This window comes from Dethiobacter alkaliphilus AHT 1 (genome assembly GCF_000174415.1).
In the GTDB taxonomy this organism is placed as follows: Bacteria; Bacillota; Dethiobacteria; order Dethiobacterales; family Dethiobacteraceae; genus Dethiobacter; species Dethiobacter alkaliphilus.
Genome location: NZ_ACJM01000006.1, coordinates 82,246 through 107,033, shown reverse-complemented (window position 1 = coordinate 107,033; position 24,788 = coordinate 82,246). Strand labels below are relative to the sequence as shown.

Sequence of the window (24,788 nt, the reverse complement as noted above, 5' to 3'; positions counted from 1 at the left end):
ATATTTTACAGGTATAAATAAAAATTCTAAAAAATAATATGACAAGAAGGAATATTCTAAAAACTGTCGAACTATAGTTTTATATCTTATAACCAATATAGGTTATTTTAATTAGAGAATAAAACAGGGAGGGTTTGGAGAATGGAGATTATTGTCTGTATCAAACAGGTACCGGACACCACAGAGGTCAAAATTGACCCTGAAAAAGGTACGCTTATGCGTGAAGGGGTACCAAGTATTGTGAACCCGTTCGATAAGAACGCGGTGGAGGCTGCTCTGCAGCTAAGAGATGAAAAAGGCGGTAAGGTAACTGTAATTACCATGGGCCCGCCGCAAGCTGTGGATGCTTTAAGGGAGTGTCTGGCCATGGGTGCTGACGAAGCTGTACTGCTCAGCGACCGTGCCTTTGCCAGCTCCGACACCTGGGCCACTTCTTACACTTTGGCCATGGCCATTGAAAAGATTGGCAACTATGACTTAATTCTTTGCGGTAAGCAGGCCATCGACGGTGACACTGCCCAGGTTGGCCCGGGGATTGCCGAGCATATCGGTCTGCCGCAGGTAACTTATGTACAGAAGATCCGTGAAACCAACGATGACGGTCTGGTAGTAGAGCGGGCCATCGAAGGCGGTTATGAAGTGCTGACCGTGGGTCTGCCGGCTATGATTGCTGTGGAGAAATCCATTAACGAGCCGCGCTTCCCCACCATGATGGGCACCATGAAAGCTCATAAGAAAGAAGTACCCACCTGGGGTGCTGCTGAAATCGAAGCTGATGAAGATAAGCTGGGCATGAACGGTTCCCCCACCCGTGTTAAGCGGATTTTTGCTCCGGAGCGCAAGAGCCAGGGCGAAATGATCGAGGGTGACGATGAGAACCAAGTATGCACTTTGTTAGTTGAAAAATTATTGGATAAGAAAGTTATATAGGGGGTGACTTGAAATGGGTGTAAAAATTATTGTAGATGAATGTATTGGCTGTGAAGCCTGTATAGATGCGTGTCCGTTTCCTGGCGCCGTTGAGATGAAAGATGATGTGGCGGTTCTGACCGACAAGTGTACCGGTTGCGGTGCTTGTGCAGATGCCTGCCCCAGCGATGCCATTGAAGTGGAAGAAACAGAAGTCAAGGTTGATGTAGATATTAAAGACTACAGAGGCGTTTGGGTATTTATCGAGCAGCGCGATAAGCATATTGCCGGTGTTGCTCTGGAATTGGTAAGTGAAGGCCGTAAGCTGGCCGACGAGCTTGGTGTGGAGTTGGCCGGTGTTGTACTGGGTGAAGACGTGGAAGATCTGGCTAAAGATGTCTTTGCTTACGGTGCCGATAAGGTATATCTGGTGGATGGCCCGGTATTTAAGGACTATCGTACCGATCCCTACACCGATGTTATCGTTGATATGATTAACGAATACAAGCCGGAAATCGTGCTCTTTGGTGCTACCAACAACGGTCGTGACTTCGCTGCCCGTATTGCGGTACGCGTTCATGCCGGTCTGACTGCCGACTGCACCGAGCTGAGCATTGACCCCGAAACCCGCGAACTGTGGCAGACCCGTCCTGCCTTCGGTGGTAACATTATGGCCACCATCATCTGCCCGCAGCATCGCCCGCAGATGGCAACAGTTCGTCCCAAGGTTATGAAGAAAGCCGAGCCGGACTACAACAAGACCGGTGAGATTGTACGTGTACAATCTGATGTTAAAGAAGAAGACATCTCCACCAAGATTCAGGAAATCGTGGAGCATGCTGTTAAGACCCTGAACCTGGCCGAAGCCGATATTATCGTATCCGGTGGCCGTGGTATCGGTGGTCCCGAGAACTACCATCTGATTGAAGAGCTGGCCAACGCCCTAAACGGAGCTGCCGGTGCTTCCCGTGCCGCCGTTGATGCCGGTTGGGTACCTCACTACCGTCAGGTAGGCCAGACCGGTAAAACCGTTGCTCCCAAGATCTATGTAGCTTGCGGTATCTCCGGTGCTATCCAGCACTTGGCCGGTATGCAGACCTCTGATGTAATCATCGCCATCAACAAAGATCCGGAAGCGCCCATCTTCAAGGTGGCCACTTACGGTATCGTAGGCGACCTGCACAAGGTTGTACCCATCTTGACCAAGAAGTTCCAGGAATTAAAAGAAGCTAACTAATTAGCATACAACAGCTAAGCCTGCCGATTCTGTCGGCAGGCTTTTTTTAGCTGAGACTCCCGGGACGGTTCTCGTTGTCTCACATCTTCCTATATCTTGTGGTTTAGTTTGCACTGTTAATTAAGGCGGGAATTTTTAGCAGGGTAATGCAGAAAACTATTAATGATCAGGTTTTTAGGGAGATGTGGCCATGTTAAGAAGAATGACAGAGTTTATCTTTGAAATTGTGATAATTATTTTTTATAAAACGATGGACAGGCTGCCGGTGGTGCTGGTTTCCTTTGTGCTGGGGGCTATGTTTACGGCGGCGGTTTTGTTTTTTGATATTCCGCTGTTTGTGGCCTTTTTTTCCCGGCAGGTGGGCAATATTTTAATCTCTGTATTTTCCGGTGTTTTGGTGGGGGTCTCGGTTTCTGTTTATTTGTCCTACCGGCAGCTGGTAAGGGATTTGATAATTTCTTCAAGGAAGACCATTCGCTCATTGGTTTTGATCTCGGGAGAGCTGGAGGCTTTGAGGGAGACGGATATTCAGTTTGATGCCCGGGCCAGGATGGAATTGTTGAAGCTGGTCCACAAGGTGAAGGAAAACGGGTATGAACTGGTGGAGTATGATGTGCGCTATCCTAAGGAGATGAGAGAGGAGTTTCGGGAGATAAAGAAGGATTTACTTAATATCTATTTGAAGATTGATATGGCGCTTAGTGATAAGAGTGTATCCATGGATCTTTTGGAACAGGTGGAAGAAGATATTGAGGGCTTGATGAATGAGTATATGTTGAAGTTTCAAAAGAAACTGCGGGGGTTTTTTGTGCCGAGGGTGGCGGATTTGAAAAGAAGCGGCTGACAGGGCTGATAAAGCCCTGTTTTTTAATTGAGGATAAATTGTTACTAAAATATGTCTTGTTTGCGACTGGCCGTAGAGGAATTATTTAGCGGTGCGTCGAATATATGGATTAGTACAAATGTACTATTTTTTTAAATTGAGTAGTTGTTCTTAATTTCACATCAGGAGCGTAACGTATAATGAGTGAGAAAGGTTCGGCAACAACGTATTTGGTGGCGGTGTTGGTGATTCTGCTGGGAGCTGCTTATGTGGCGGTTTATTTTCACGATGATTTGTTTGCAGTGGAACGAATGGAGCGTTCTGATTATGAGTTTGAGCTGGCCAGGCAGACGGTGGAGGCCAATCCCTATAACTGGGATGCCAAGATTGTGTTGGGCAAGGCGTACTACTACCGGAAAGAATATGCTTTGGCGGCGGAGTTGTTCAAAGATGCTTTGCAGATGGATGAGGAAAACAGTGAGGCTACTTATTACCTTGGGTTATCTAAGATGGGCCTGGAGGAATATGAGGAGGCTGAGAAATATTTGCGACAGGCTGTGTCCCTGGCCCGGTATCCTGACCAGTTGTATTATGCGCTGGGTGATGTGGCCATGGCCAAAAACGATTATGAAAGTGCTATAGATTATTACCTGATGGCTCGTGAAAGGATGCCTAATACCTCCGATGTGTTAATCAGCCTGGCCGGTGCTTATGAGGCCGAGGGTATGCTAGACGAGGCCATTGAATTGCTGGAAGATGCCGGTCGCTTTTCCCCCGAACTGGTAGACCAGTTAAACAGGGAAATACGGAGAGTAGAGCAGAAGCGGTAGAGGGGGATAAAAATGACGCAAGCAGAAATTCCTGTGGAAAATAAGTCGAACCCCAAAAAGCACAAGTATATTCAGATTGTCCTCGGGTTGTTAATTGCTTTGGTACTACTCTTTTTGTATTTGTTTTTGACAAAGAATCCACTGCTGTGGAATGTACCTCTTTTGCCGGACCGGATGCTGACTCCGGATTTTCTGTTTCACTTTGATTCGGCCGGCCTGGATACGCCGCGGGGGGTTTCTTCCGACCCCTTTGACAATGTGTATGTGGCTGATAACCGTAACCGTCGAGTTCGTGTCTTTGATAAAAACGGCAGGGCAGTCAATGATTTTGGCCAGGAACATTTAGAGGCGCCGTTTGATTTGGTGGCGCACAACGGAGCTGTTTTTGTAACCGATCATATTGCCGGAATGGTGCAGCGCTTTAATTTTGGCGGCTCCCATATGGGCACGATTCTGGCCAGCGGTGACGAGGATTTGGGGCTGTTTAGGCCCACAGGGATTACAGCGGATCCGGATACAGGGAACTTATATATTACTGATATTGCGGAACACCGGGTAATTGTCGCTACCCGGGACGGAGAAGTGCTTTTTGAATTCGGCGGCACCGGAGAGGCTGAAGGCAGCTTTGCCTACCCCGGGGGAATAGCGTTGGATGCTGATAAAAACATTTATGTGGCCGATGGCAATAATGCCCGGGTCCAGGTTTTTAACCCCGACGGAACGGAAGTGCTCTATGTCATTTACGGGGGGAGTGCCGACAACGAACAGTTAAGCAGACCTGGTAATGTAGCTGTGGACAGAAACGGTTATATTTGGATAACTGATACTTTTAGTCACCGGGTATTTGTGTTTAACGGGGAGCAGTTAATGACATCCTTTGGCGGCCTTGGTATTGGAGAAGGGGAATTATATTTCCCCTATGGCCTGGATTTTGATGATAACGGAAACATTTATGTTACAGAGCGGGCGTTAGGCAGGATCAGTGTGTTTGGCTATCCCACGCTTACTTCCGGGAGGTGATTTTATTGAATCGGTTAATTAAAATTTCCTTCATCCTTATTGTTGTTGTTGCTCTTAGTATAGGTTTTGTAACCGGAGCTAGCGGCAGCGCACCTCCCCGTTTGGAGGTTATGATTGAGAGGACGCTACGTCTGACGCCTACCCAAACAGTTACCGCTGATAGCGGGAAATCTTTTGTGGTAATTTATTGGGAGGAGCCGGGGAATACGCAGTCACAGTCAAGGCACAGTGTGTATCAGGTTAATGTGAATACCAGTGAAACCGGAATTTCCAGAACAAATCTGGGCAGAGGTGCGCGGGTAACGCCCGGTAATGCCAGGGAATATGAAAAGAATTATATTGGCTACTACCGTTATCCGGCAAGCCATACAGCTAACAACGCGCAGTTGAATAATTACATAAATTATATTATTGAGGTGGGGAGCTCTGCTCCGTACCAGCAAGCGCGGATTTATCCACCCATTCCCAATGCCCATACCAACTACCAGAAGAATTCCGATACCTGCAGCGGATGCCACCGGACCCACTATGCGGAGCACCCCATGCTTTTGAGTCGGAAGATTATGCAGGAGATGTGCATTGAATGCCATGATGGTTCCGCCAGTTCCTATGATGTGATCCGGGGGGTAGCGCGGGTTCCTGGGGGATGGGTAGCGGCCCCGGCCGGGCCGTTTGTGGGTACTGAGGATAATCCCAGCACTTCGTTTCATAATGTGTTTCTGGAAGATGCTTTCGATACCCCGCTGAATCAGCAGTTCTTATTGTATGCACCGGGTAGCGGCGGAGACCGGATGAACCTGACCTGTACCAATTGCCACAGCGCCCACGTCACCGACACCAGCAGCCGGTACCGACTGCTTAAGTTTCCCGAAGGCGCCCCGGAGGTTAACGCCTATTCTTATGTGCGCGGCGGTGAATACAGGGTGCTTTATGTGGACGGTATGAACCAGTTTTGCGGGCAGTGCCATGCAGAATATGATTACGGGTCAAGAAACAATCCCATGGGTTACACAGAACATACCATGTATGAGGGAATTCAAAAGGCAGGAGATTATTACCGTCATCCCACCGGCATAGATATCACCAATTGGATTGGAACGCCAAAGACCACCTTGCCGTTGGAGCACCGTAATAATCGGCAGTACATGACGTGTGGAACATGCCATGTGGCCCATGGTGCGGCGCTGCACAATGCTGATCAGGCATCACCGGAGTTGGCGGAGGATCCACGTCTTGCCGAACGTGACCGCTACAAATATGACGCTGACGGCAACCGGATCTACGACAGGCTGGATGACGGAACAGAAGTGACCTACAGCTCCATGCTTAAACGGCGTGAAGGCATGGGGATATGCCTGGAATGCCATTTGGATCAGGTTTGGGGTAATACTCCCGGAGCACAGTGGTAAAAGGAAAAAGCGGTTCAGCGAACCGCTTTTTTTGCTGGGTATAATAATTATAGCAAGGTATGCGGTATAAAAAGCGCCTTATTTATGGCTATTCTGTTAACGAAACGTTAAACTACTGTGCTTTTTAGTTGTACTTGTTGGCAATATTTGCTGTGGTCTGTATAATGAACATAGAAGGTATAGTCTGGGAATACTACATATAGGGAGGTGCAGATTATGGAACAAGTAGGAACCGTTGTAGATGTTAAAGATGATATAGCGATTGTGGCAGTGCGCCGCCATGAAACCTGCAGTAAATGCGGAGGCTGTGGTGTGGCTGTCAGCGGGCGTGGCGACAATTACATTGAAGCACAGAATGTGGTTAATGCGGTGGTGGGACAGACTGTTAAGGTGGCCACCGACACCAGCAATGTGCTGAAAGCTTCCTTTGTAGTTTATATCGTACCCATGCTGTTTTTGCTGTTGGGTATCTGGCTGGGCCAGGTCATCGACGGTGAATTCGGTGTGATGGCGCGCTTTGATATTGTTTTGGGGATCATCTTTTTGGTGGGTTCCTATCTGGTGGTGCGCGGCTACGATAAGAAGATGGCAGCAGGTGAAAAGCCCGCCTCGGTAATCGAGATTATTGAGGAGCCCGATGCGGGACCTAAGGATGAACAATGTTAGTTCTGGGTTTTGCGGGGAGTCCGAGGAGGGGCGGCAATTCGGAAACTTTGCTGGATGAAGCCCTGGCAGGTGCCAAAGAAGCAGGGGCTGCTGTGGAGAAAGTGATGCTCAGCGAGCTTGATTTTACCCCCTGTATTTCCTGCGGTGCTTGTGAAGAAAGCGGGGATTGTGTTTTTGATGATGATATGCAGGCTTTGTATGATAAAATCGGTGCTGCAGATGCTTTGATCTTTGCCTCACCCATCTACTTTTATGCGGTATCTGCCTGGGCTAAAGGTGCCATTGACAGGGGCCAGGCTCTGTGGGCCAGAAAGTATGTCTTAAAGGATGAGCGCTATACCGCCAAGAAGAACGGATACTTTATCGGTGTGGGCGCAACAAAAGGCGCTAAGTTATTTGACGGTGCCGAACTGACGGTAAAGTATTATTATGATGCGGCGGGCTTTGATCTGGCAGGGAGTCTGTTGGTGCGCGGCATGGATGAAAAAGGCGTGGTAAAGGACTCACCTGAATATTTACATCAAGCCCGAGCTTTAGGGGCACAAGCAGCAAAAAAATGATTGGAGACCGGCAGAATTCCCCATGGATTCGCCGGTTTCTTTCACTGGTTTGAAATTATAACGCTTCGCAATTTGCGAAGCTGCTAAGGAAACCAGTATTGAAATGCACGCGCTGAGGGAACTGAAAAAACGTGCATTTCTTATGTGTTTGGCCGGGACAGGCTCATTTGACAGATTCGGCAGTCTATGGTAAAATCTTTGCAAACTTAATCACATACCTCACCAACGTGGGTGGGGTAGAGGCGCGGGGATCCAAGAGTATTATCTGGGAAATCGGGGAGATTGATGATCAGGTAAGAAAGGGGACACCGCCGAAGCCGGTGCCTTCCTCAGGGCATTGAGCTGGGCCGTCAGTGAATAACTGCCGGACTGTCACCGTATGTACCCTGACATGCGGTGGAGAACTATCTCACAACAAGGGTGTTGGGGTATGCGTCCAGGCTTAGTCGCCGACAGCAAACCTGTCGGCATTTCTATTTTGTGCGGGAAAGCTAAGAACAACGTATAGAAAAGTTTTTCCGGTAAAGCCTGAGAACAAAAGGGAGGAATGAAGATGTTTTTGACGGGCACCATGCGTGTCAACAGCAAAGGCCACTTAGAGGTGGGCGGCTGTGATACGCTCGATTTGGCAAAAGAATTCGGCACTCCTCTGTATGTCATGGATGAAGAGCAGATCCGCAAGAACTGTGCTGAATACCGTGACACATTTAAGGAGCACTATCCGAACAGCCAGGTAGCTTATGCCGGCAAGGCCTTTTTAACCAAAGCCATGTGCCGCCTGGTGGATGACGAAGGACTGGCGCTGGATGTGGTTTCCGGCGGCGAGATTCATACTGCGCTTGCAGCCGGTTTCCCGGCGGAGAAGATGCTGTACCATGGCAACAATAAGACGCCGGAAGAAATTGAGATGGCGCTGGAAAACGGTGTGGGCCGGTTTGTGGTGGACAGCTACTCGGAGCTGGAGTTATTAAATGCTCTGGCGGGTGAGGCCGGAAAAGTTGCCGGGCTGTACCTGCGCATCAAACCCGGAGTTGAAGCCCATACTCACCACTACATTCAGACCGGGCAGGTGGACTCCAAATTCGGTATGGGTCTGGCCGACGGTGAAGCCATGACGGCGGTGAAAATGGCGGCTAAGATGAAGCATGTGGAGCTAAAGGGCCTGCACTGCCATATCGGCTCCCAGATTTTTGACTTAAAGCCTTTCCAGATGGCCGCAGCAGTGATGGTGGACTTTATGCAGGAGATTAAGAAGAAGACCGGCACCGTGATTGGCGAGCTGGATTTAGGCGGTGGGTTTGGTATCCGCTATACCAGAGAAGATTCGCCTTATTCCCTCTCCGGCTTTGTGGAGTTGATTGCCAAGACGGTAAAGGATAAGTGTGCAGAGCATAACTATCCACTGCCAAAGCTGTTGGTGGAGCCGGGCCGCTCCATTATCGGGGAGGCGGGAATTACCCTCTACACCGTGGGCAGCGTTAAGGAGATCCCCGGTGTGCGCAAGTATGTGGCGGTGGACGGCGGCATGATGGATAACCTGCGTCCTGCCATGTATGAAGCAAAATATGAAGCGGTTGTGGCTAACCGGATGAATGACCAGGCGGAAGAAAAGGTCTCCATCGCCGGTAAGGCCTGTGAATCGGGAGATATGTTAATCTGGGATATTGAACTGCCCAAACTGCAGCGCGGCGATTTGATGGCGGTGCTTTCCACCGGGGCGTACCATTATTCCATGGCTAATAACTATAACCGGTTCCCCAGACCTCCGGTGGTGTTTGTAAAAGACGGCCAGGCGGATTTGGTTGTGGCGCGTGAATCGTATGACGATTTGGTGCAAAACGACATAATTCCGGCCCGGATGCAGGCACCGGCAGCTAAGAAAGCTGCCAATTAGGAGGTAGAGCCGATGAGATTTACGAAGATGCATGGTCTGGGAAACGATTTTGTCATTGTGGAAGACTTTGACCTTGGACTTACCAATTATGCGGAGCTGGCAATGGGGCTATGCAACCGTAATTTCGGCATCGGCGCCGATGGATTGGCACTTTTGCAGCCGTCAGAGCAGGCGGCATTTCGCGTCAGGATTTTTAATCCCGACGGCAGTGAAGCGGAGCTTTGCGGTAACCTGCTCAGATGTGCAGGAAAGTATTTGTATGAAAAAGGACACACCGGTGAAACTGTAATCCCGGTGGAGATGTACGATAAAATTAAAGTATTGCGTCTGGCTGTAACAGACGGCGTTGTGCAGTCTGTGGAAGTGGATATGGGCGAGCCTATCTTAGAGAGTGATTTGGTTCCGGTGGCCGGCAAGCGGCGGCAGGCAGTAAACGAAGAAGTTACTGCCTCCGGAGAAAAGTTTGTCATGACGGCGGTTTCCATGGGTAATCCCCATTGTGTTATTTTTGTGGACGAGACGGCGGCGGTGCCGCTGGAGACCTGGGGTCCGGCCCTTGAGGCCCACCCCGATTTTCCCAAAAAGACCAATGTGGAATTTGTAGAAGTCCGTTCAAGAGATGAAGCTGCGTTTCGGGTTTGGGAACGCGGTGCGGGAGCCACACTGGCCTGTGGTTCCGGAGCCTGTGCGGTGCTGGTGGCTGGTGTGTTAAGCGATAAGCTAAACCGCAAAGCCACCCTGCATCTGCCCGGCGGGTCTCTGGAGATTGAGTGGCGGGATGACAACCATGTGTATATGACCGGACCGGCTGCCGAAGTATTTCGCGGCGAGCTGGTCACCGATGAGCAATTCAAGAACAAATATCTCAGGAAAGGGCGTGCATAAAATGCATATCCAGCCAGCTGACAGAATAAATAAACTCCCAAGGTATCTTTTTGCGGAGATCGATAAAAAAATCCGGGCGGCGGTGGAAAAAGGGGTGGATGTGATTAAGCTGGGCATCGGTGATCCGGACCAGCCAACCCCTGACTACATCGTAAAGCGGGCCATAGAAGAGGTGCAAAAGCCCGCCAACCATACCTATCCCCCCGATGAAGGGTTGACGGAATTTAAAGAAGCGGTGGCGGCGTACTACAAAGAGCGCCACAATGTGGAACTGGACCCGGAAAAAGAGGTATGTGTGCTTCTGGGCTCCAAAGAGGGCATTGCCCACATCTCCGCCTGCTTTGTCAATCCCGGGGATTTAAACCTGGTGCCGGACCCCGGCTACCCGGTGTACAGCATCGGCACCATGTTTGCCGGCGGTGATGTGTACCGTATGCCGCTATTGGCCGAAAACAACTTCCTGCCGGATTTCTCGGCGGTGGATAAAGAAGTGGCTAAAAAAGCCAAGTTAATGTTCTTAAATTACCCCAACAACCCCACCGGAGCGGAGGCTCCTCCGGAGTTTTTTGCCCAGGCGGCACAGTTTGCCAAGGAGAATAACATTATTATCTGCCACGACCAGGCTTACAGCGAAATCGCCTATGACGGCTACAAGCCCATGTCGTTTCTGGAAGCGCCCGGTGCCAAGGAAGTGGGCATTGAATTTGGTTCCCTGTCCAAAACCTTTAACATGACCGGCTGGCGCCTGGCCTATGCGGTGGGTCGCGCCGAAGTGGTGGAAGTGCTCTCCCGCTACAAAACAAACATTGATTCCGGCACATTTAAAGCCATTCAGTATACCGGGGTAGAAGCTTTTACCAACCCCGCCAAGGATGAGTTTCAGGCCGAGATAAGCAAGATGTATCAAGAGCGCCGTGATGTGGTGGTTAATGCCTTAAAAGAGATGGGTATCGATGTGCGCGCACCCAAAGCCACCTTCTATGTCTGGGCACCGGTGCCAAAAGGCTTTGCCGACTCCACCGAGTTTGTCAGCTACATCCTGGAAGAAACCGGCGTAGTAGTCACCCCGGGCCGCGGCTTTGGCGAACATGGCGAAGGATACTTCCGCATCGCGCTTACCGTTGATGCGGAGCGCATGGCAGAAGCCATGCGCCGCATCAAGGATGCACTCGCTGCCGGCCGTCCATAAGCGGCGCATCTCTTTGTCGCTGCGGGAACCCGGCATCCTCAACGTATTAGTAATACGCCTGCGGTGCCGGAACCCCTTGCTTCGCGACCTGCTTGCTTCTGAACGGCCGGCGGGCCGGGATGAAAGAGTGCGAAACAGGGACGGTCCTTTTTTCGCACAAACCATGCAAGATTGTGCAAAACGCACGAAACGGGGACGGACCTTTTTTCGCACAAACCGTGCAAGATTGTGCAGGCTGAGGCGGGTTCTTTTTCAAGGGGGCTTGACAATCCGTTTCCGTGGTTCAATTGTTGGGAATATTTGCACGGGGTTTGTTTTTCAGCGTTATGCTATACTTAGATATAAAAAATTGATTTAAGGGAGGAATTTGAGTGAAGAAGCTCAATGTGGCCATTGTAGGGGCCACGGGAATGGTTGGGCAGTCATTGGTTCAGGTTCTGCAGGAGCGGAATTTTCCGGTGGGCAATCTGAAACTTTTGGCGTCCAGTCGTTCTGCCGGACTCACTGTGGAGGTTAACGGACAAAGCTACAAAATTGAAGAGGCAAAGCCGGAGGCATTTGAAGGCGTGGATGTGGCGTTTTTCAGTGCCGGCGGGGACATCAGTAAAGAACTGGGCCCCGAGGCGGTTCGCCGCGGATGTGTGGTTGTGGATAACAGCAACGCGTTTCGCATGGACGAAGGGGTGCCGCTGGTGGTGCCGGAGGTGAACCCGGAAGCGGTGGAAGGACACAAAGGGTTGATTTCCAATCCTAACTGTTCCACCATTCAGCTGGTGGTGGCTCTGCAGCCGCTGCAAAAGGCTGCGGGCTTAAAGCGGGTGGTGGTCTCCACTTACCAGGCTGTGTCCGGTGCCGGTAAAGAAGCGGTGGATGAGCTGGAGAACCAGTCACAGGCCATTTTGGACGGCAAGACCGATTTCCCCAAGGAGCGTATTCCCCATGGGGGTGCCAAGGTGGGGCATCAGATTGCGTTTAACGTGGTGCCGCAGCTGGATGTGTTTGTGGAAGACGGCTACACCAAAGAAGAAAGAAAGATTATGCAGGAGACCAAGAAGATTATGAGTCTGCCTGAATTAAAGATCACCTCCACCACGGTACGGGTGCCGGTGGTAAACGGCCACTCCGAGTCGGTTAATGTGGAGCTGGAAAAAGCTCTTAGCCCCGATGAGGCCCGTAAAGTATTGAGCGAAGCTCCCGGTGTTGTGGTGATGGATAATCCAGAAGAGTTGAGCTACCCCATGCCTGTTCCACAGGATGGACGCGATGAGGTTTTTGTAGGCCGTATTCGTGTAGACCGTTCCGTGGAAAATGGCTTGAACATTTGGGTGGTGGCTGATAATATCCGCAAGGGCGCGGCGACTAATTCCATTCAGATTGCAGAGGAACTAATCGCGCGCGGCCTGTTATAGGAGGTACCGACGTGAAGATAGTTGTACAGAAGTTTGGCGGCACATCTGTTGCCAATCCTGCTCTGCGTGAAGAAGTGGTAAAAAGAGTTCAAGAAGCCCGGGCTGAAGGTTATAAGCCGGTGGTGGTGGTTTCGGCCATGGGTCGCTCCGGTGATCCCTATGCCACCGATACGCTTAAGGATTTAATGGTTTCTAACTGCGGCTGCGGGGAGCAGTCGCTGAGGGATATGGATTTGATTATGGGTTGCGGGGAGATTATTTCTTCTGTGGTGATGTCCTCTACCCTGTGTGCCAACGATATTCCCTCTTTGGCGCTGACCGGTGGTCAGGCGGGGATGGTTACCGACGGTAACTACGGCAATGCTCAGGTGATCGAATTTAATCCGGAGCGTTTGCAGGCTCATCTGCGAAACGATGAAGTTGTGGTGGTAACCGGTTTCCAGGGCATGAGCCATGAAGGCGAGCTAAACACTTTAGGCCGCGGTGGAAGCGACACCAGTGCGGTGATTCTGGGCGCCGGCCTGGGTGCCGACCGGGTTGAGATCTACACCGATGTGTGCGGTATTATGACGGCGGACCCCAAGCTGGTCTCCGATGCTCGCATCATTGATAACATCACCTACAATGAAGTGTGTCAGCTGGCTTATGAAGGGGCCAAGGTCATTCACCCCCGGGCGGTGGAAGTGGCGATGCATCATAACGTGGCTTTGGTGGTAAAGCACCTGTCTGAGAGCGGCGACGGCACCATGATCGGCAGCGAAAGCAATTATATGGGGGAAGGCCGCTTTGGCCAGCGTGACTCCCATGTTATTACCGGGATTGCCCATACTCCGGGCCTGGCTCAGGTGACGGTGGATATGGGTGCCGACGATGCGGATCTGGAATTGGCCATGTTTGACCGGCTGGCGGAGTCTGATATCTCCATTGATATGATTTCCATTTTCCCGGAACGCAAGAACTTTACCATTGAAGAAGAAAAACAACTGCAGGCAGAAGCCACCTTAAAGAAGCTGGGTGTGGACTATAAGATTACTTCCGGCTGTGCCAAGGTTTCTGTGGTGGGACTGGGTATGCGCAACCTGCCCGGTGTAATGGCGCGGGTCATTAAAGCCCTAAACGAAAAGAGTATTCGTATCCTGCAGACCGGAGATTCCAACATTACCATTTCGCTACTTATTCCCGAAAGCGACTTGTCCGAGGCGCTGTGTATCCTGCACGATCATTTCCGCCTTTCTGCACCTCCAGGAGACGACGAACGCGTACTGGCCTAATAACTAACAAAAATACTGACGCCCGCCTGATAAAAAACAGGCGGGCGTTTTTAAGCAGGGTCTCCTGTCTAAAAAAAGCTTGACAGGACCGGGTGAAGTCGATAGAATTGTTTTAATAACGCGATGACAGGGAAACAGTAGGCAGGGCAGATGGATCTCAGAGAGCCGGTGGTAGCTGCGAACCGGTATCCGGGCCGTGTTGAAATTACCCCCTTGAGCGGCGGACCGAAGTTTAGTAGGCTCCGACGGGTTCCCGCCGTTAAAAGGGAAGGGGCATAATCCTGACAGAGGACGTGCCTTTTTAAGCGGGCCTTTTATTAGGCCAAATTGGGTGGTACCGCGGATAGAATCCGTCCCTTACAGGGGCGGTTTTTTGTTTTTATTAAAGCAAATTTAGGTGGTGGTTACATGGATGCCGACTATTATTATCCAAACAAACTGAAATGTACAGGTGTTGTGAGTAATTAGTGGGTTGGTTTGGAAAAATAGGAAATACAGGCTTTGGTCTGTAAATTTGAGGAGGAAATGTAACCATGATTATTGTAATGGAAACAGGTGTAAAAGAAGATCAGGTTCAACAGGTGGTGGACCGTTTGGTAAAAGCAGGTTTGGGTACCCATCTTTCGGTGGGTGAGTTTAAAACTATTATTGGCGCCATCGGCGATGAGAAGATAGTACGGGAGTTGGCCTTGGATGCACTGCCCTTTGTGGAGAAAGTGCTGCCCATTACCAAGCCTTTTAAGTTGGTGAGCCGTGAGTTTCAGGAGCAGAGTACTTCTTTTAATGTGGGCAACTGTACCATCGGTGCCGATGAAGTGGTGGTAATGGCCGGCCCCTGCGCAGTGGAGAGTGAAGAGCAGCTATTGGAGTCGGCGGAGGGCGTAAAAGCTGCCGGGGCACAGATTCTGCGCGGTGGAGCCTTTAAGCCGCGGACCTCGCCGTACTCTTTTCAGGGTCTGGAGGAAGAAGGACTAAAGATCTTGGCCCGGGTACGGGAAAAGACAGGCCTGCCCATTGTCACGGAAGTGATGGATCAGCACACCGTGGGTGTGGTGGCGGAATACGCCGATATTATCCAGGTGGGAACCCGCAATATGCAGAATTTCTACATGCTGCGGGAGTTGGGTAAGCTGGATAAGCCCATATTGCTTAAGCGGGGCTTGTCGGCCACCATTGAAGAGTGGCTGATGGCGGCGGAATATATTGCTTCCGGCGGGAACCGTAAAGTGATTTTATGTGAGCGGGGTATCCGTACCTTTGAGACGGCTACCAGAAATACTTTGGATTTAAGTGCTATTCCGGTGGTAAAGCATTTAACCCATCTGCCGGTGATTGTGGATCCCAGTCACGGTACGGGCAACTGGCGCTGGGTACCGTCCATGAGCCGGGCGGCGGTGGCCGCCGGTGCCGACGGGTTGATGGTGGAAGTCCATCCCCGGCCTGAGGAAGCTCTCTGTGACGGGGCGCAGTCTTTGACGGTGGAGAAATTTGAAGCGTTGACCGAGGATCTGGATAAGGTGGCCCGGGTGCTGGGGCGGCGGCTGAAGAAGGTGGATTAATGGGGTTTATCTTTGAGCGTGCGGCCCTGGTGGGCGTGGGCATGGTGGGAGGCTCCCTGGGCCGGGCCATGCTGGGGCGCGGCCTGGTAAAAGACGTGGTGGGCATTGATCCTGCCAGCGCAGATAAAGCATTGGAGTTAGGCGCTGTGACAGAGACCGCCGCTACCTTAAAAGAGGGAGTAGCCCATGCCGACTTGGTGGTGTTGGCGGCGCCGGTGATGGCAGTTCTGGAACTTTTGCCGCAGTTGGCATCCCTGTTAAAGGGCGGGGCTGTGGTTACCGATGTGAGCAGTACCAAAGCCATGGTGATGGATAAAGCGGCAGAAGTACTGCCGGGGAGTGTTACCTTTGTAGGTGGGCACCCCATGGCCGGTTCGGAAAAAGACGGTGTGGAAGCACTGGATGAAAACCTGTTTGAAAATGCGGTTTATGTGCTAACTTACGGTGCCGGTGACAGTCAGGGCGACCGGGTTGCCACTTTGGTGGAAAAGTTGGGTGCGGTACCTGTTAAGATGGACGCAGGGCAGCACGACCGGGTGGTGGCCTCTGTGTCTCATTTGCCGCATATGGCGGCCTCTGCTCTGGCGGAGACGGTGGCGGCCAATGATGAGGACCGGGAACGGATTATGACTCTGGCAGCCAGTGGCTTTCGCGATACTACCCGGGTGGCCATGGGCAGCCCGCAGATGTGGAGGGATATCTGTTTGACAAATCAGGAGCATATTACAGATTTGATGGATACCTACATTAAGGAGCTGACAGAGGTGCGGGATTTGGTGGCGTCAGGTGACGGCACAGGCCTTTTGGAGCACTTTGAGCGGGCCCGGGATTTTAGGCGTCAGGTGCCCGGCCGCGGCAAAGGGATTCTGCCCACGGTGTATAATTTGTTTGTGTATGTGCCGGATAAGACCGGTGTTATCGGTGAAGTGGCGGGCCTGTTGGGTGATGCCGGCATTAATATTGCTGAGATTGAACTGTTGCGGGTCCGGGAAGAAGAAGGCGGGCCGCTTCGGTTAGGCTTTATTACAGAGGATAGTTTACGGCTGGCCGAAGGCGTTTTGAAAAAGCACGGCTATCGTACTGAACTACAGGAGGGCTAGAGATGAGTGTTACCATTGAGGGAGCGGGGCCGTTAACGGGAGAGATTACAGTCCCCGGAGATAAGTCGGTTTCCCACCGGGCGGTGCTTCTGGGGTCTCTGGCCAACGGGGAAACCAGGATTTCCGGGTTTTTAACCGGGGAAGACTGTCTTTCCACCGTAAGCTGCATGCAGAAGCTGGGTGTGCCGGTGCAGGTAAACGGCTCAGATGTTACCGTTAATGGTGTGGGCCTGGAGGGCCTACGGGAGCCGGAGGATATTTTGGATTGCGGTAATTCGGGAACTACCGCCAGGCTGCTTTTAGGCGTGCTGGCAGGTCAGCCCTTTTACTCGGTGATGACCGGGGATTCTTCGCTGCGCAAACGCCCCATGGGCCGGGTGACCAAGCCGCTAAAGCAGATGGGGGCGGAGATTTTAGGCAGAGACGATGGTAAGCTGCTGCCCCTTTCTGTGCTGCACGGACGTTTGCGCCCCATTCATTATAATTCGCCGGTGGCCAGTGCCCAGGTGAAATCTGCGGTGCTGTTGGCGGGTCTTTTTGCCGACGGGGTAACGGCGGTGACCGAACCGGAGAAAAGCCGCGACCATTCGGAGCGGATGCTGGCGGCTTTTGGTGCCGAGGTAGAGGTAGACGGCAATACGGTGCGGGTTCATGGTAAGCCCAAGCTGCAGGGACAGACCGTCCGGGTGCCCGGTGATATCTCTTCTGCCGCCTTTTTTCTGGTTGCGGCAAGCATTGTGCCCGGCTCCGATTTGCTGGTGAAGAACGTGGGCGTCAATCCCACCCGTACCGGTGTGCTGGAGGTACTAAAAGATATGGGTGCCGACCTGGAGCTGGTTAACGAGCGGGTGGAAAGCGGTGAACCGGTGGCCGATATCCGCGTGCGGGCTAAAGAGCTGCAAGGAGTGGAAATCGGCGGTGATATTGTGCCGCGGCTGATAGATGAGCTGCCGGTGCTGGCGGTGGCGGCCATGTTTGCCAAGGGCAAGACGGTGGTCCGCGATGCGGCGGAATTGAAGGTAAAAGAGACCGACCGGATTGCTGCGGTGGTAGAAGAATTCGACAAGCTGGGGGCGGCGGTAACTGCCACAGAGGATGGATTTGTGGTGGAAGGTGGACGGCCACTAAGTGGCGCTATCGCCCACAGCCGCGGGGATCATCGCATTGCCATGTCCCTTTGTGTGGCGGCTTTGGCCGCACAAGGGGCGGTTACGGTAGAGGAGCCGGAAAGCGTGGCTATTTCCTACCCGAACTTCTGGGATACGCTGCAAGAACTGGGATGCAGGGTGTCAGGATTCTAAGAAAGGGCGAAATATTTCGCTCTTTTTTTAGTTTTAGGAATTAATATCGTTATAAGCGTATATAATGTGGCAATTGGGTTTTAAATGTGAAAATCCTGTAAATAGTGCTGTTTTGAAGGCTGTTTGTTAAAAAAATAATTTGTACTAACAGGACATTTGGCCTAAATGTCGAATGGTACATGTGTAAGCATTCGGGGGACATATTGATTAATATCATCTGGGGGAGGCAAGGCTTGCATGGTTAATAAAAACACTCTGCGGATTCTAGCACTGACCATGGCAGTGCTTTTGCCGTTTATGAAATTCAGTGTTGGCGTGGCCGCCGGCTCAGCCTGGGGCGATAAATATAACCCGGTTGACAGGATTAAGCTGGCTGAGGAAGGCATATATAATGCCAACCGAACCGGATACGATGAAGTGGCCGGTTTTGACGGGTACAGCCGTAATGTAGAGGGACAAAAGGTACATTCCGGTTTCTCGGTCAATACCAACTCCTGTGCCTCATGCCATATGACCCATACAGGTCAGGGAAAAGGGCTTATTTTCCAGCGGTCTATCTATAATACCTGTTCTACCTGCCATTTTGACTCTTCCATGAATACTTACAATATCCATGATGATACAGCTTTGCCGGGCGGCCGGTTTTATGACGGCGATAATCAGCCTAATTCCAGCCGCAGAGGCGTTTCATTTCATTTAGCAACCGGTTTTGTTCTGGTAGGCGAGGCCCCGGGAGCCGGGGCTCCGGAGGAAGATGAAGGTTGGTGGGACCAGCCCTTTACCTGTGGTTCCTGCCATGCTCCCCACGGAGCCTACGGCGAGCGGCACTTTAATATGAATATCAACGGTAGCGCCGAGAGGCATGAGGGTGTTTTGCTGGTGCCTGACCAATATGATGAGGAGAAGTATCGGCCGGATTTATTGGATGAGACATCTCCCTGGCTTTACTATGACACTGAATCACCTTATTTTGAAGAATACGGGCTGGTAATATATGAGGTTGTAGAAGCTTCCGAACTGGTTGAGGCTACCGATTTGTTCTTTGTCCATTACGCGGAAGGTTATGTGCAAATCAGTGACGACCTGCCGGCAGAAGAGCAGGAACTAATTGAGGACGGCTTGAAAGACGGACGGTATATTATCTTCTTTAGCCAGGCCACAGTTTTAGATATGGAAGTGGAACGCGAACTGGATGAAGAAGGCAATATAATTTGGGAAGATACGGTCTATTACGGTGGGACGGTAGCATACTGTACAGCATGCCATACTGGCTATGTGGATAAAAACTACCAGGATCAGACCGTTGTGGTACATGGTGACAGGGAAGACCCGGAGACGATGTGGACCCATGTTATCGATGAGAATCTTGCCCATCTCTTTGACGATGCAAATATGGTCCTTGCCGATGTTGGTGATAATGGTGACGGTGGGGATAACGGAGATAACGGAGATAACGGAGATAACGGAGATAACGGAGATAACGGTACGGAGGAAAATGGTGACGATGAGTTTACCATTTCCGGCAGGGGAAATATGCTGAAACTGGAGGAGAGCCGGTACTGGGAAACTGATGACTTTGAGCAGCGCTTGGTTTGCCTTACCTGCCACTTCGCTCACGGTACCGATACCCTGTTAATGATGGACCGGGAACTGAAGATAATGTATCCTAGCGGTGAAGAAGAAGATATTCCGGAGAACACGTATCATCTGCGTTTTGGCCGCGCTGCCGATGAAACCGCATGGGAAATGTGTTTTGTTTGTCATGAAGTTGATGAGCTGCAGTTGCCCTACGGTAATTATGCAGACTTGGACGGAGTTGAATATTCAGAGCCGGATGTTCCTGATGGTGAAGAAGAAGAATTAACCGAAGATGGCGGTGAAGAACCGGAAGGTGAAGAGGCCTTTGAGGAAGAAACAGGTGATGATGTTTCGCCTCAGGAGCCGGAAGGTGAACCTGACGGTTCCGGCGAAGTTGAGCCGGAAAACGGCAGTGATACGGAACCAGATGGTACCGATGGCGATAAGCCGGAAAACGGCACCGATGAAAAGAAAGAATCCGACGGTGAGCCGGAGGGAGATAAGGAAGAAGAAGAACCCTTGGATGATCCGGACGGAGAGGCTGCCATCCTCCGGGAAGATGATTCTGAAAAGGATGAAACCGAAACTGAAAGCGAAGAGTAATGAAGAAGCACGCCTCAATAGGGCGTGCTTTCTTTGTAGTCCTCTTTTTGTTACGCGTCCAAGTCCTCAGCAGCGGTATCCATGGGATTTAGTGTTTGGAGTCCATAGTGCTGAGCCAGGTGTAATAATTTTTTATCACAGCAGACAAAGGTTGGGGGATTTTCCATGGTTAAGGCGGAAGCCAGTTGGATTGAGTCAACCGGGGTGATAAACTGCTGAGCACATATGTCTAAAGAGGAGAAGAGGATATCTTTATCAAACGGTATAATATCGTATAATTGTGCGCCGATTTCACCAAGGAATATTTCTTTTAACCTTATAAACTCATCTTCTGAAATAATGTAATCCACGTCAACGAGCCTTCGTAAATTTGCAGTTATTTCACAGATTGTCAGGGATGAAATTGTAAGGACATTATCACTACCGAAAAGCAGGTTTAGACCTTCACTACCTGGTTCGTTAATATAGCGCTTAAAAAGGGCGCTGGTGTCTAAAAAATACCAGGACATTATTCTTCCTCCCGAAGTTTACGAACCTGTTCGGACAGTGAATAAGGCACTTTGGCAAGAATGCGCCTGGCCTCAGCTAAATCAGTATTCTTGCTGCCGTGCTTTCGGCAGTACTCATAAATTGCTTCCTTTTCACTTTTATTAGATTCAGGTTTTAGAACAATACTATCATTATCAATATATACATTAAGGTAGTCTCCTTCACGAAGCATAAGTTGGTCCCGATGCTGTTTCGGGAGTGTGATTTGTCCTTTGGAAGTGATTTTAACCTTATTCACAACTACTCCTCCTTACAGTAAGGAATTCTTACTTATATTATAAAATAATTACATTTCACGGTCAATTATGCAATGTCCTTTATTAACAAGGATAAACGCGGGTTTTGTGGAATACTGATTGTAAATCTTGCCAACAGGAGTAATCTATATGCTGAAAACTTATATGCTGCCCGGTGAAAAGCTGCCGGGAATCTACAAAGACTATCTGCAAAATTTGCCGCAGGCGGTGCGGTTTCTTGGTGAGCACTATAATGAGTCAGGGGTGTTTGCCAAAAAGGCCCAGCGGGTTTGTGCCGGGTATAAAACAGACCGGCAGCGCCTTTTTCGTATGCTTTGGGACTATAACCGGGATTTGGATTGCTCGGAGGAAACGGAAAAACAGATTGAAAAATTACTGGATGAGCAGGCGGTGGTTGTGCTGTGCGGACAGCAGACCGGTTTGTTAAGCGGGCCGCTATATACCATTTATAAAGCGCTGGGTGCGGTGAAGCTGGCGGCCAGGCTGGAGCAGGAACTGGCGCGGCCGGTGGTGCCGGTTTTCTGGATAGCTGCCGAGGACCATGACTTTTCCGAAGCTAACAATTGTTATGTGCTGGATAAGGAAAATAAGCCGCAGCGTATCGATTTGGACCTGGAACATGAAGGAGAGCCGGTGGGACAGATGCGGCTTACAGCCGAAGCGGGTCAAGAGGTGCTGGAGGTGCTTAAGGCGCGGGTGCCCCAGACGGAATTTGTGCCGGATATTCTGGCCTGGCTGGAGGAGACGCGAAGGGAATCCCAGACGCCGGCGGACTGGTTTGCCCGGATTATGGCAAAGCTTTTTGCGGCGGAGGGATTGGTGCTGTTTAATCCGCTTTTAGAGGAAGCCAGGGCTTTGGCTGCGCCTGTTTTTGCACAGGTGGTGCGGCGGCGCCAGGAGGTGCAGGCTGCGCTTTCCGAGCGGGAAGCGGCGCTTCGGGCCGAAGGGTATCCGCTGCAGGTGGAGCGGGAGGATGATGCTTCCTTTTTGCTGTTGGTGGAGGGGCGGCGCACCGGTTTGTATAAACGGGGAGAGTATTTTTCGACCCGGGACGGGGCCGTTTCCTACAGTGAGGATGATCTTTTGGCTTTGATTGCTGAGAGGCCGGAGAAGTTAAGTCCCAATGTGCTTTTAAGGCCTTTGGTGCAGGACAGTATTTTTCCCACGGTGGCCTTTATTCCCGGGCCGGGGGAAACGTCGTACTTTGCTCAGGTTACGGCCATGTATGCGGTGTTTGGCATTGAGCCGCCGGTGTTGTGGCCCAGGCCGGGGGTGACGGTGGTGGAGCCCAGGCTGGCCAGGTATCTTAAGAAGTATGACGTGCCGGAGCGGGAATTGTTGAGGGATTTAGGGGATGTGCTCCAGCGGGAGCTAAAGAAAAAAAATGATATGGACATTGACAGTGTCTTTGAACATCTGCGCAGTCATTTAAAGCTGGAGTATGACCATTTAAAAAGAGAGCTGGTTAAGCTCAATCCGCAGCTGGAGAAGCTGGCGGAGAAGAACCTGCAGCACGTTTATAGTCAGGTGCGTTATCTGGAAGATAAGGCAGAGGAAGAATACAAGAAGAAAAACGAAGTGATGATCCGGCATTTTGCGGCGTTGGAGCAAGGCTTAAAGCCCAACGGCAAACTGCAGGAGAGGGTGTTTTGTGTGTTTACATATCTGATGAAATACGGGCCCGGTTTTTGGGAGCAGCTGGTAGAGGAGTTTCCAGAGCAGCCGGGACATCATCTGTTTTATCCAGGTAAATAGGAGGTATTTTTATGCAGTTGGATATATTGGCCTTTGGTGCTCATCCCGATGATGTGGAGATTGGCATTGGCGGGACGTTGATTAAGCATGCGGCCATGGGTTATAAGTGTGGGATTGTGGATCTGACGGCGGGAGAGATGGGCAGTAATGGCACGCCGGAAATTCGTAGAAAAGAGGCGCTTAAGGCAGCGGAGATTATGGGTATGGAAGTGCGGGACTGCCTGGGACTGCCCGATGCCAGGCTGAAGGTGGATGAAGATAGCTTGCGGGTGGTAATTGAGGTGATTCGCAAGTACCAGCCTAAAGTGGTGATCGGGCCGTACTTTAAGGACCGGCATCCCGACCATTTGCGGGCCAGTCAGTTGGTGCAGGAAGCGGCCCATCTGGCGGGGTTGTGGCGGTATCCCGCAGACGGGGAGCCGCATCGGCCGCCGGTGATGGCACAGTTTTTCCTGGCCCTTGATGATGAGCCCACGGTGATTGTGGACATCAGTGATCATTATGAGAAGAAAATGGGGGCGCTTTGTGCCCATGAGAGCCAGTTTGGCATGTCTGAGGATACGGACTGGAAGACGCTGGTCAATGATCCGGCGTTTATGCGCATGATTCAGAGCCGGGACCAGTATGTGGGGGCCAAGATTCAGGTCATGTATGGGGAAGGTATATATCTGTCGGAGCCCATGGAGCAGGAAGACTTAATGTCCCTGAGGGGCCGGCTGCCGAAGTTGGTCATGGAAAGGGTCAAGAAGGATGTGAAGTGATGAAGATAGGGATTATCTGTTATCCCACCCATGGGGGCAGCGGGGTGGTGGCCACGGAGCTGGGTAAGGAACTGGCGCAGCGGGGCCATACTGTGCACTTTATTTCTTATCAGCTGCCCTTTAGATTGGATCGCTACCAGCAAAACGTTTATTACCATGAGGTGGACATGCTGGGCTATCCTTTGTTTAAGTATCCGCCCTACACTTTGGCTTTGGTCAATAAGATTGCGGAGCTGGTGGAGCGGGAGGGGCTGGATATCATTCACGCCCACTATGCCATACCTCATTCTTTTTGTGCCCATATGGCGCGGGAGATTCTGGAGGACTGCGGTGTGCGGGTGGTGACCACGCTGCACGGCACCGATATTACCCTGGTGGGCAGCGACCCTTCCTTTAACCGTATTACCCGCTACAGCATTGAAAAAAGCGATGGGGTTACGGCGGTGTCTGAGAGTTTATGCGCCGAGACGGTGGAGAAATTCGGGGTCACCAAGCCGGTTAGGCCCATTTATAATTTCATCAATACCAGGCAGGTGTTTCGCCTGCCCGGCAGCCGGGAGCAGGTGGGCTGCCCGCAGGCAGACTGTAAGGTGCTGGTGCATGTCTCCAATTTCCGGCCGGTAAAAAGGGTGCCGGACGTGGTGGAAGTGTTTGCCCGGGTGCGAAAAGAAATGAATGCCAAGCTGCTTTTAGTGGGAGACGGCGTGCAGCGAATGGAAGCGCAGGAAACGGCACAGCGGCTGCAGGTGCAGGATGATGTGCGTTTTATGGGCACCCAGGATAATATCATCCCTATACTGTCTGCGGCGGATTTGTTTCTTTTGCCTTCGGCCAAGGAAAGTTTTGGGCTGGGGGCGCTGGAGGCCATGGCCTGCAGTGTGCCGGTGATAGCTTCGGAGGCCGGTGGACTGCCGGAAGTGGTGGTGCACGGTGAGACAGGTTTTTTGGCGCCGGTGGGTGATGTGGAGGCGCTGGCCGGTTTTGCCCTGCAGGCGCTGGAAAGTGAAGAGAAGCTGCAAAAGATGGGTGAGGCGGCGCGCCGGCGGGCTGAAGATGTGTTTGACAGTGAACGGATTGTGCCGCAGTATGAAGAGTTTTACCGGGAAGTACTGGAAAACAGGGGTAAAGGTTGTTAACTTTGTACTAAAATTATTGACACGGCGCCTTGTGCATGTTAAAATTTAATACGTTATCACTTTAACGTATTAAAGCGGGGTATCTAC

22 protein-coding genes, 1 riboswitch and 1 other annotated feature are annotated in these 24,788 nt (G+C 51.2%); of the genes, 20 read left to right on the top strand and 2 right to left on the bottom strand.

What is annotated here, in order from left to right; all coding sequences use genetic code 11:
- The first annotated feature begins 141 nt into the window (after nt 1-141).
- From DEALDRAFT_RS07070 to DEALDRAFT_RS06990, 17 genes are all read left to right on the top strand, one after another.
- Nucleotides 142-930 carry an electron transfer flavoprotein subunit beta/FixA family protein gene (locus tag DEALDRAFT_RS07070; RefSeq protein ID WP_008516168.1) on the top strand — a complete coding sequence of 263 codons (789 nt, stop codon included), beginning with the start codon at nt 142-144 and terminating at the stop codon, nt 928-930.
- A 13-nt stretch (nt 931-943) separates the two neighbouring features.
- On the top strand, nt 944-2,146 hold the full coding sequence (locus tag DEALDRAFT_RS07065) for an FAD-binding protein (protein WP_008516167.1): 1,203 nt from the start codon (nt 944-946) through the stop codon (nt 2,144-2,146).
- A gap of 190 nt (nt 2,147-2,336) precedes the next feature.
- A complete protein-coding gene (locus DEALDRAFT_RS07060) occupies nt 2,337-2,990 on the top strand; it encodes a hypothetical protein (RefSeq protein WP_008516165.1) in 654 nt (217 codons plus the stop codon).
- Between the two features lie 179 nt (nt 2,991-3,169).
- Nucleotides 3,170-3,799 (top strand): tetratricopeptide repeat protein, encoded by a 630-nt coding sequence (locus tag DEALDRAFT_RS07055; RefSeq protein ID WP_008516163.1) that lies wholly within the window; start codon nt 3,170-3,172, stop codon nt 3,797-3,799.
- Nucleotides 3,800-3,811: 12 nt separating this feature from the next.
- Nucleotides 3,812-4,819, top strand: coding sequence for an NHL repeat-containing protein (locus DEALDRAFT_RS07050; protein ID WP_008516161.1), 1,008 nt, complete (start codon nt 3,812-3,814; stop codon nt 4,817-4,819).
- 5 nt (nt 4,820-4,824) lie between these two features.
- Complete coding sequence (locus tag DEALDRAFT_RS07045) at nt 4,825-6,228, top strand: cytochrome c3 family protein (RefSeq protein ID WP_008516160.1); 1,404 nt, start codon at nt 4,825-4,827, stop codon at nt 6,226-6,228.
- A 216-nt stretch (nt 6,229-6,444) separates the two neighbouring features.
- The gene (locus DEALDRAFT_RS07040; protein ID WP_008516159.1) at nt 6,445-6,894 is read left to right on the top strand and encodes a SoxR reducing system RseC family protein; all 450 of its coding nucleotides are present in this window, start codon (nt 6,445-6,447) and stop codon (nt 6,892-6,894) included.
- A complete protein-coding gene (locus DEALDRAFT_RS07035) occupies nt 6,888-7,454 on the top strand; it encodes a flavodoxin family protein (protein WP_008516158.1) in 567 nt (188 codons plus the stop codon). The genes DEALDRAFT_RS07040 and DEALDRAFT_RS07035 overlap by 7 nt, the downstream gene beginning before the upstream one ends.
- 229 nt (nt 7,455-7,683) lie before the next feature.
- A riboswitch (Lysine riboswitch) is annotated at nt 7,684-7,869 on the top strand.
- Nucleotides 7,870-8,007: 138 nt separating this feature from the next.
- Nucleotides 8,008-9,348, top strand: coding sequence for a diaminopimelate decarboxylase (gene lysA, locus DEALDRAFT_RS07030; RefSeq protein WP_008516157.1), 1,341 nt, complete (start codon nt 8,008-8,010; stop codon nt 9,346-9,348).
- A gap of 12 nt (nt 9,349-9,360) precedes the next feature.
- Nucleotides 9,361-10,233, top strand: a complete 873-nt coding sequence (gene dapF, locus DEALDRAFT_RS07025) for a diaminopimelate epimerase (RefSeq protein ID WP_008516156.1) — start codon at nt 9,361-9,363, stop codon at nt 10,231-10,233.
- A gap of 1 nt (nt 10,234) precedes the next feature.
- Nucleotides 10,235-11,422, top strand: a complete 1,188-nt coding sequence (locus tag DEALDRAFT_RS07020; protein ID WP_040378648.1) for an LL-diaminopimelate aminotransferase — start codon at nt 10,235-10,237, stop codon at nt 11,420-11,422.
- Between the two features lie 371 nt (nt 11,423-11,793).
- The gene (locus DEALDRAFT_RS07015) at nt 11,794-12,831 is read left to right on the top strand and encodes an aspartate-semialdehyde dehydrogenase (RefSeq protein WP_008516154.1); all 1,038 of its coding nucleotides are present in this window, start codon (nt 11,794-11,796) and stop codon (nt 12,829-12,831) included.
- 11 nt (nt 12,832-12,842) lie between these two features.
- Nucleotides 12,843-14,102 carry an aspartate kinase gene (gene dapG, locus DEALDRAFT_RS07010; protein ID WP_008516153.1) on the top strand — a complete coding sequence of 420 codons (1,260 nt, stop codon included), beginning with the start codon at nt 12,843-12,845 and terminating at the stop codon, nt 14,100-14,102.
- Nucleotides 14,103-14,216: 114 nt separating this feature from the next.
- Nucleotides 14,217-14,463 (top strand) — a binding site (T-box leader).
- A gap of 172 nt (nt 14,464-14,635) precedes the next feature.
- Entirely contained in the window at nt 14,636-15,661 is a 1,026-nt protein-coding gene (gene aroF, locus DEALDRAFT_RS07005; RefSeq protein WP_008516151.1) for a 3-deoxy-7-phosphoheptulonate synthase, read from the top strand.
- Nucleotides 15,661-16,761, top strand: a complete 1,101-nt coding sequence (locus tag DEALDRAFT_RS07000; protein ID WP_008516150.1) for a prephenate dehydrogenase — start codon at nt 15,661-15,663, stop codon at nt 16,759-16,761. The genes aroF and DEALDRAFT_RS07000 overlap by 1 nt, the downstream gene beginning before the upstream one ends.
- A 2-nt stretch (nt 16,762-16,763) precedes the next feature.
- Entirely contained in the window at nt 16,764-18,062 is a 1,299-nt protein-coding gene (gene aroA / locus DEALDRAFT_RS06995; protein ID WP_008516148.1) for a 3-phosphoshikimate 1-carboxyvinyltransferase, read from the top strand.
- 237 nt (nt 18,063-18,299) lie between these two features.
- A complete protein-coding gene (locus tag DEALDRAFT_RS06990; protein ID WP_008516147.1) occupies nt 18,300-20,243 on the top strand; it encodes a cytochrome c3 family protein in 1,944 nt (647 codons plus the stop codon).
- 50 nt (nt 20,244-20,293) lie between these two features.
- On the opposite strand, the gene DEALDRAFT_RS06985 is transcribed toward DEALDRAFT_RS06990, so the two are convergent.
- Nucleotides 20,294-20,752 (bottom strand): type II toxin-antitoxin system VapC family toxin, encoded by a 459-nt coding sequence (locus DEALDRAFT_RS06985; RefSeq protein WP_008516146.1) that lies wholly within the window; start codon nt 20,750-20,752, stop codon nt 20,294-20,296.
- Entirely contained in the window at nt 20,752-21,030 is a 279-nt protein-coding gene (locus tag DEALDRAFT_RS06980) for an AbrB/MazE/SpoVT family DNA-binding domain-containing protein (protein WP_008516144.1), read from the bottom strand. The genes DEALDRAFT_RS06985 and DEALDRAFT_RS06980 overlap by 1 nt, the downstream gene beginning before the upstream one ends.
- Before the next feature lie 148 nt (nt 21,031-21,178).
- Here DEALDRAFT_RS06980 and bshC point away from each other — a divergent pair, with 148 nt between their 5' ends.
- Genes bshC through bshA form a run of 3 tightly spaced genes read left to right on the top strand, consistent with a single transcriptional unit; the run spans nt 21,179 to nt 24,701 of the window.
- Complete coding sequence (gene bshC, locus DEALDRAFT_RS06975; protein WP_008516143.1) at nt 21,179-22,804, top strand: bacillithiol biosynthesis cysteine-adding enzyme BshC; 1,626 nt, start codon at nt 21,179-21,181, stop codon at nt 22,802-22,804.
- Between the two features lie 11 nt (nt 22,805-22,815).
- Entirely contained in the window at nt 22,816-23,565 is a 750-nt protein-coding gene (gene bshB1 / locus DEALDRAFT_RS06970; protein WP_008516142.1) for a bacillithiol biosynthesis deacetylase BshB1, read from the top strand.
- Nucleotides 23,565-24,701 carry an N-acetyl-alpha-D-glucosaminyl L-malate synthase BshA gene (bshA, locus tag DEALDRAFT_RS06965; RefSeq protein WP_008516141.1) on the top strand — a complete coding sequence of 379 codons (1,137 nt, stop codon included), beginning with the start codon at nt 23,565-23,567 and terminating at the stop codon, nt 24,699-24,701. Before bshB1 ends, bshA begins: the two co-directional genes overlap by 1 nt.
- The last annotated feature ends 87 nt before the right edge of the window (nt 24,702-24,788 follow it).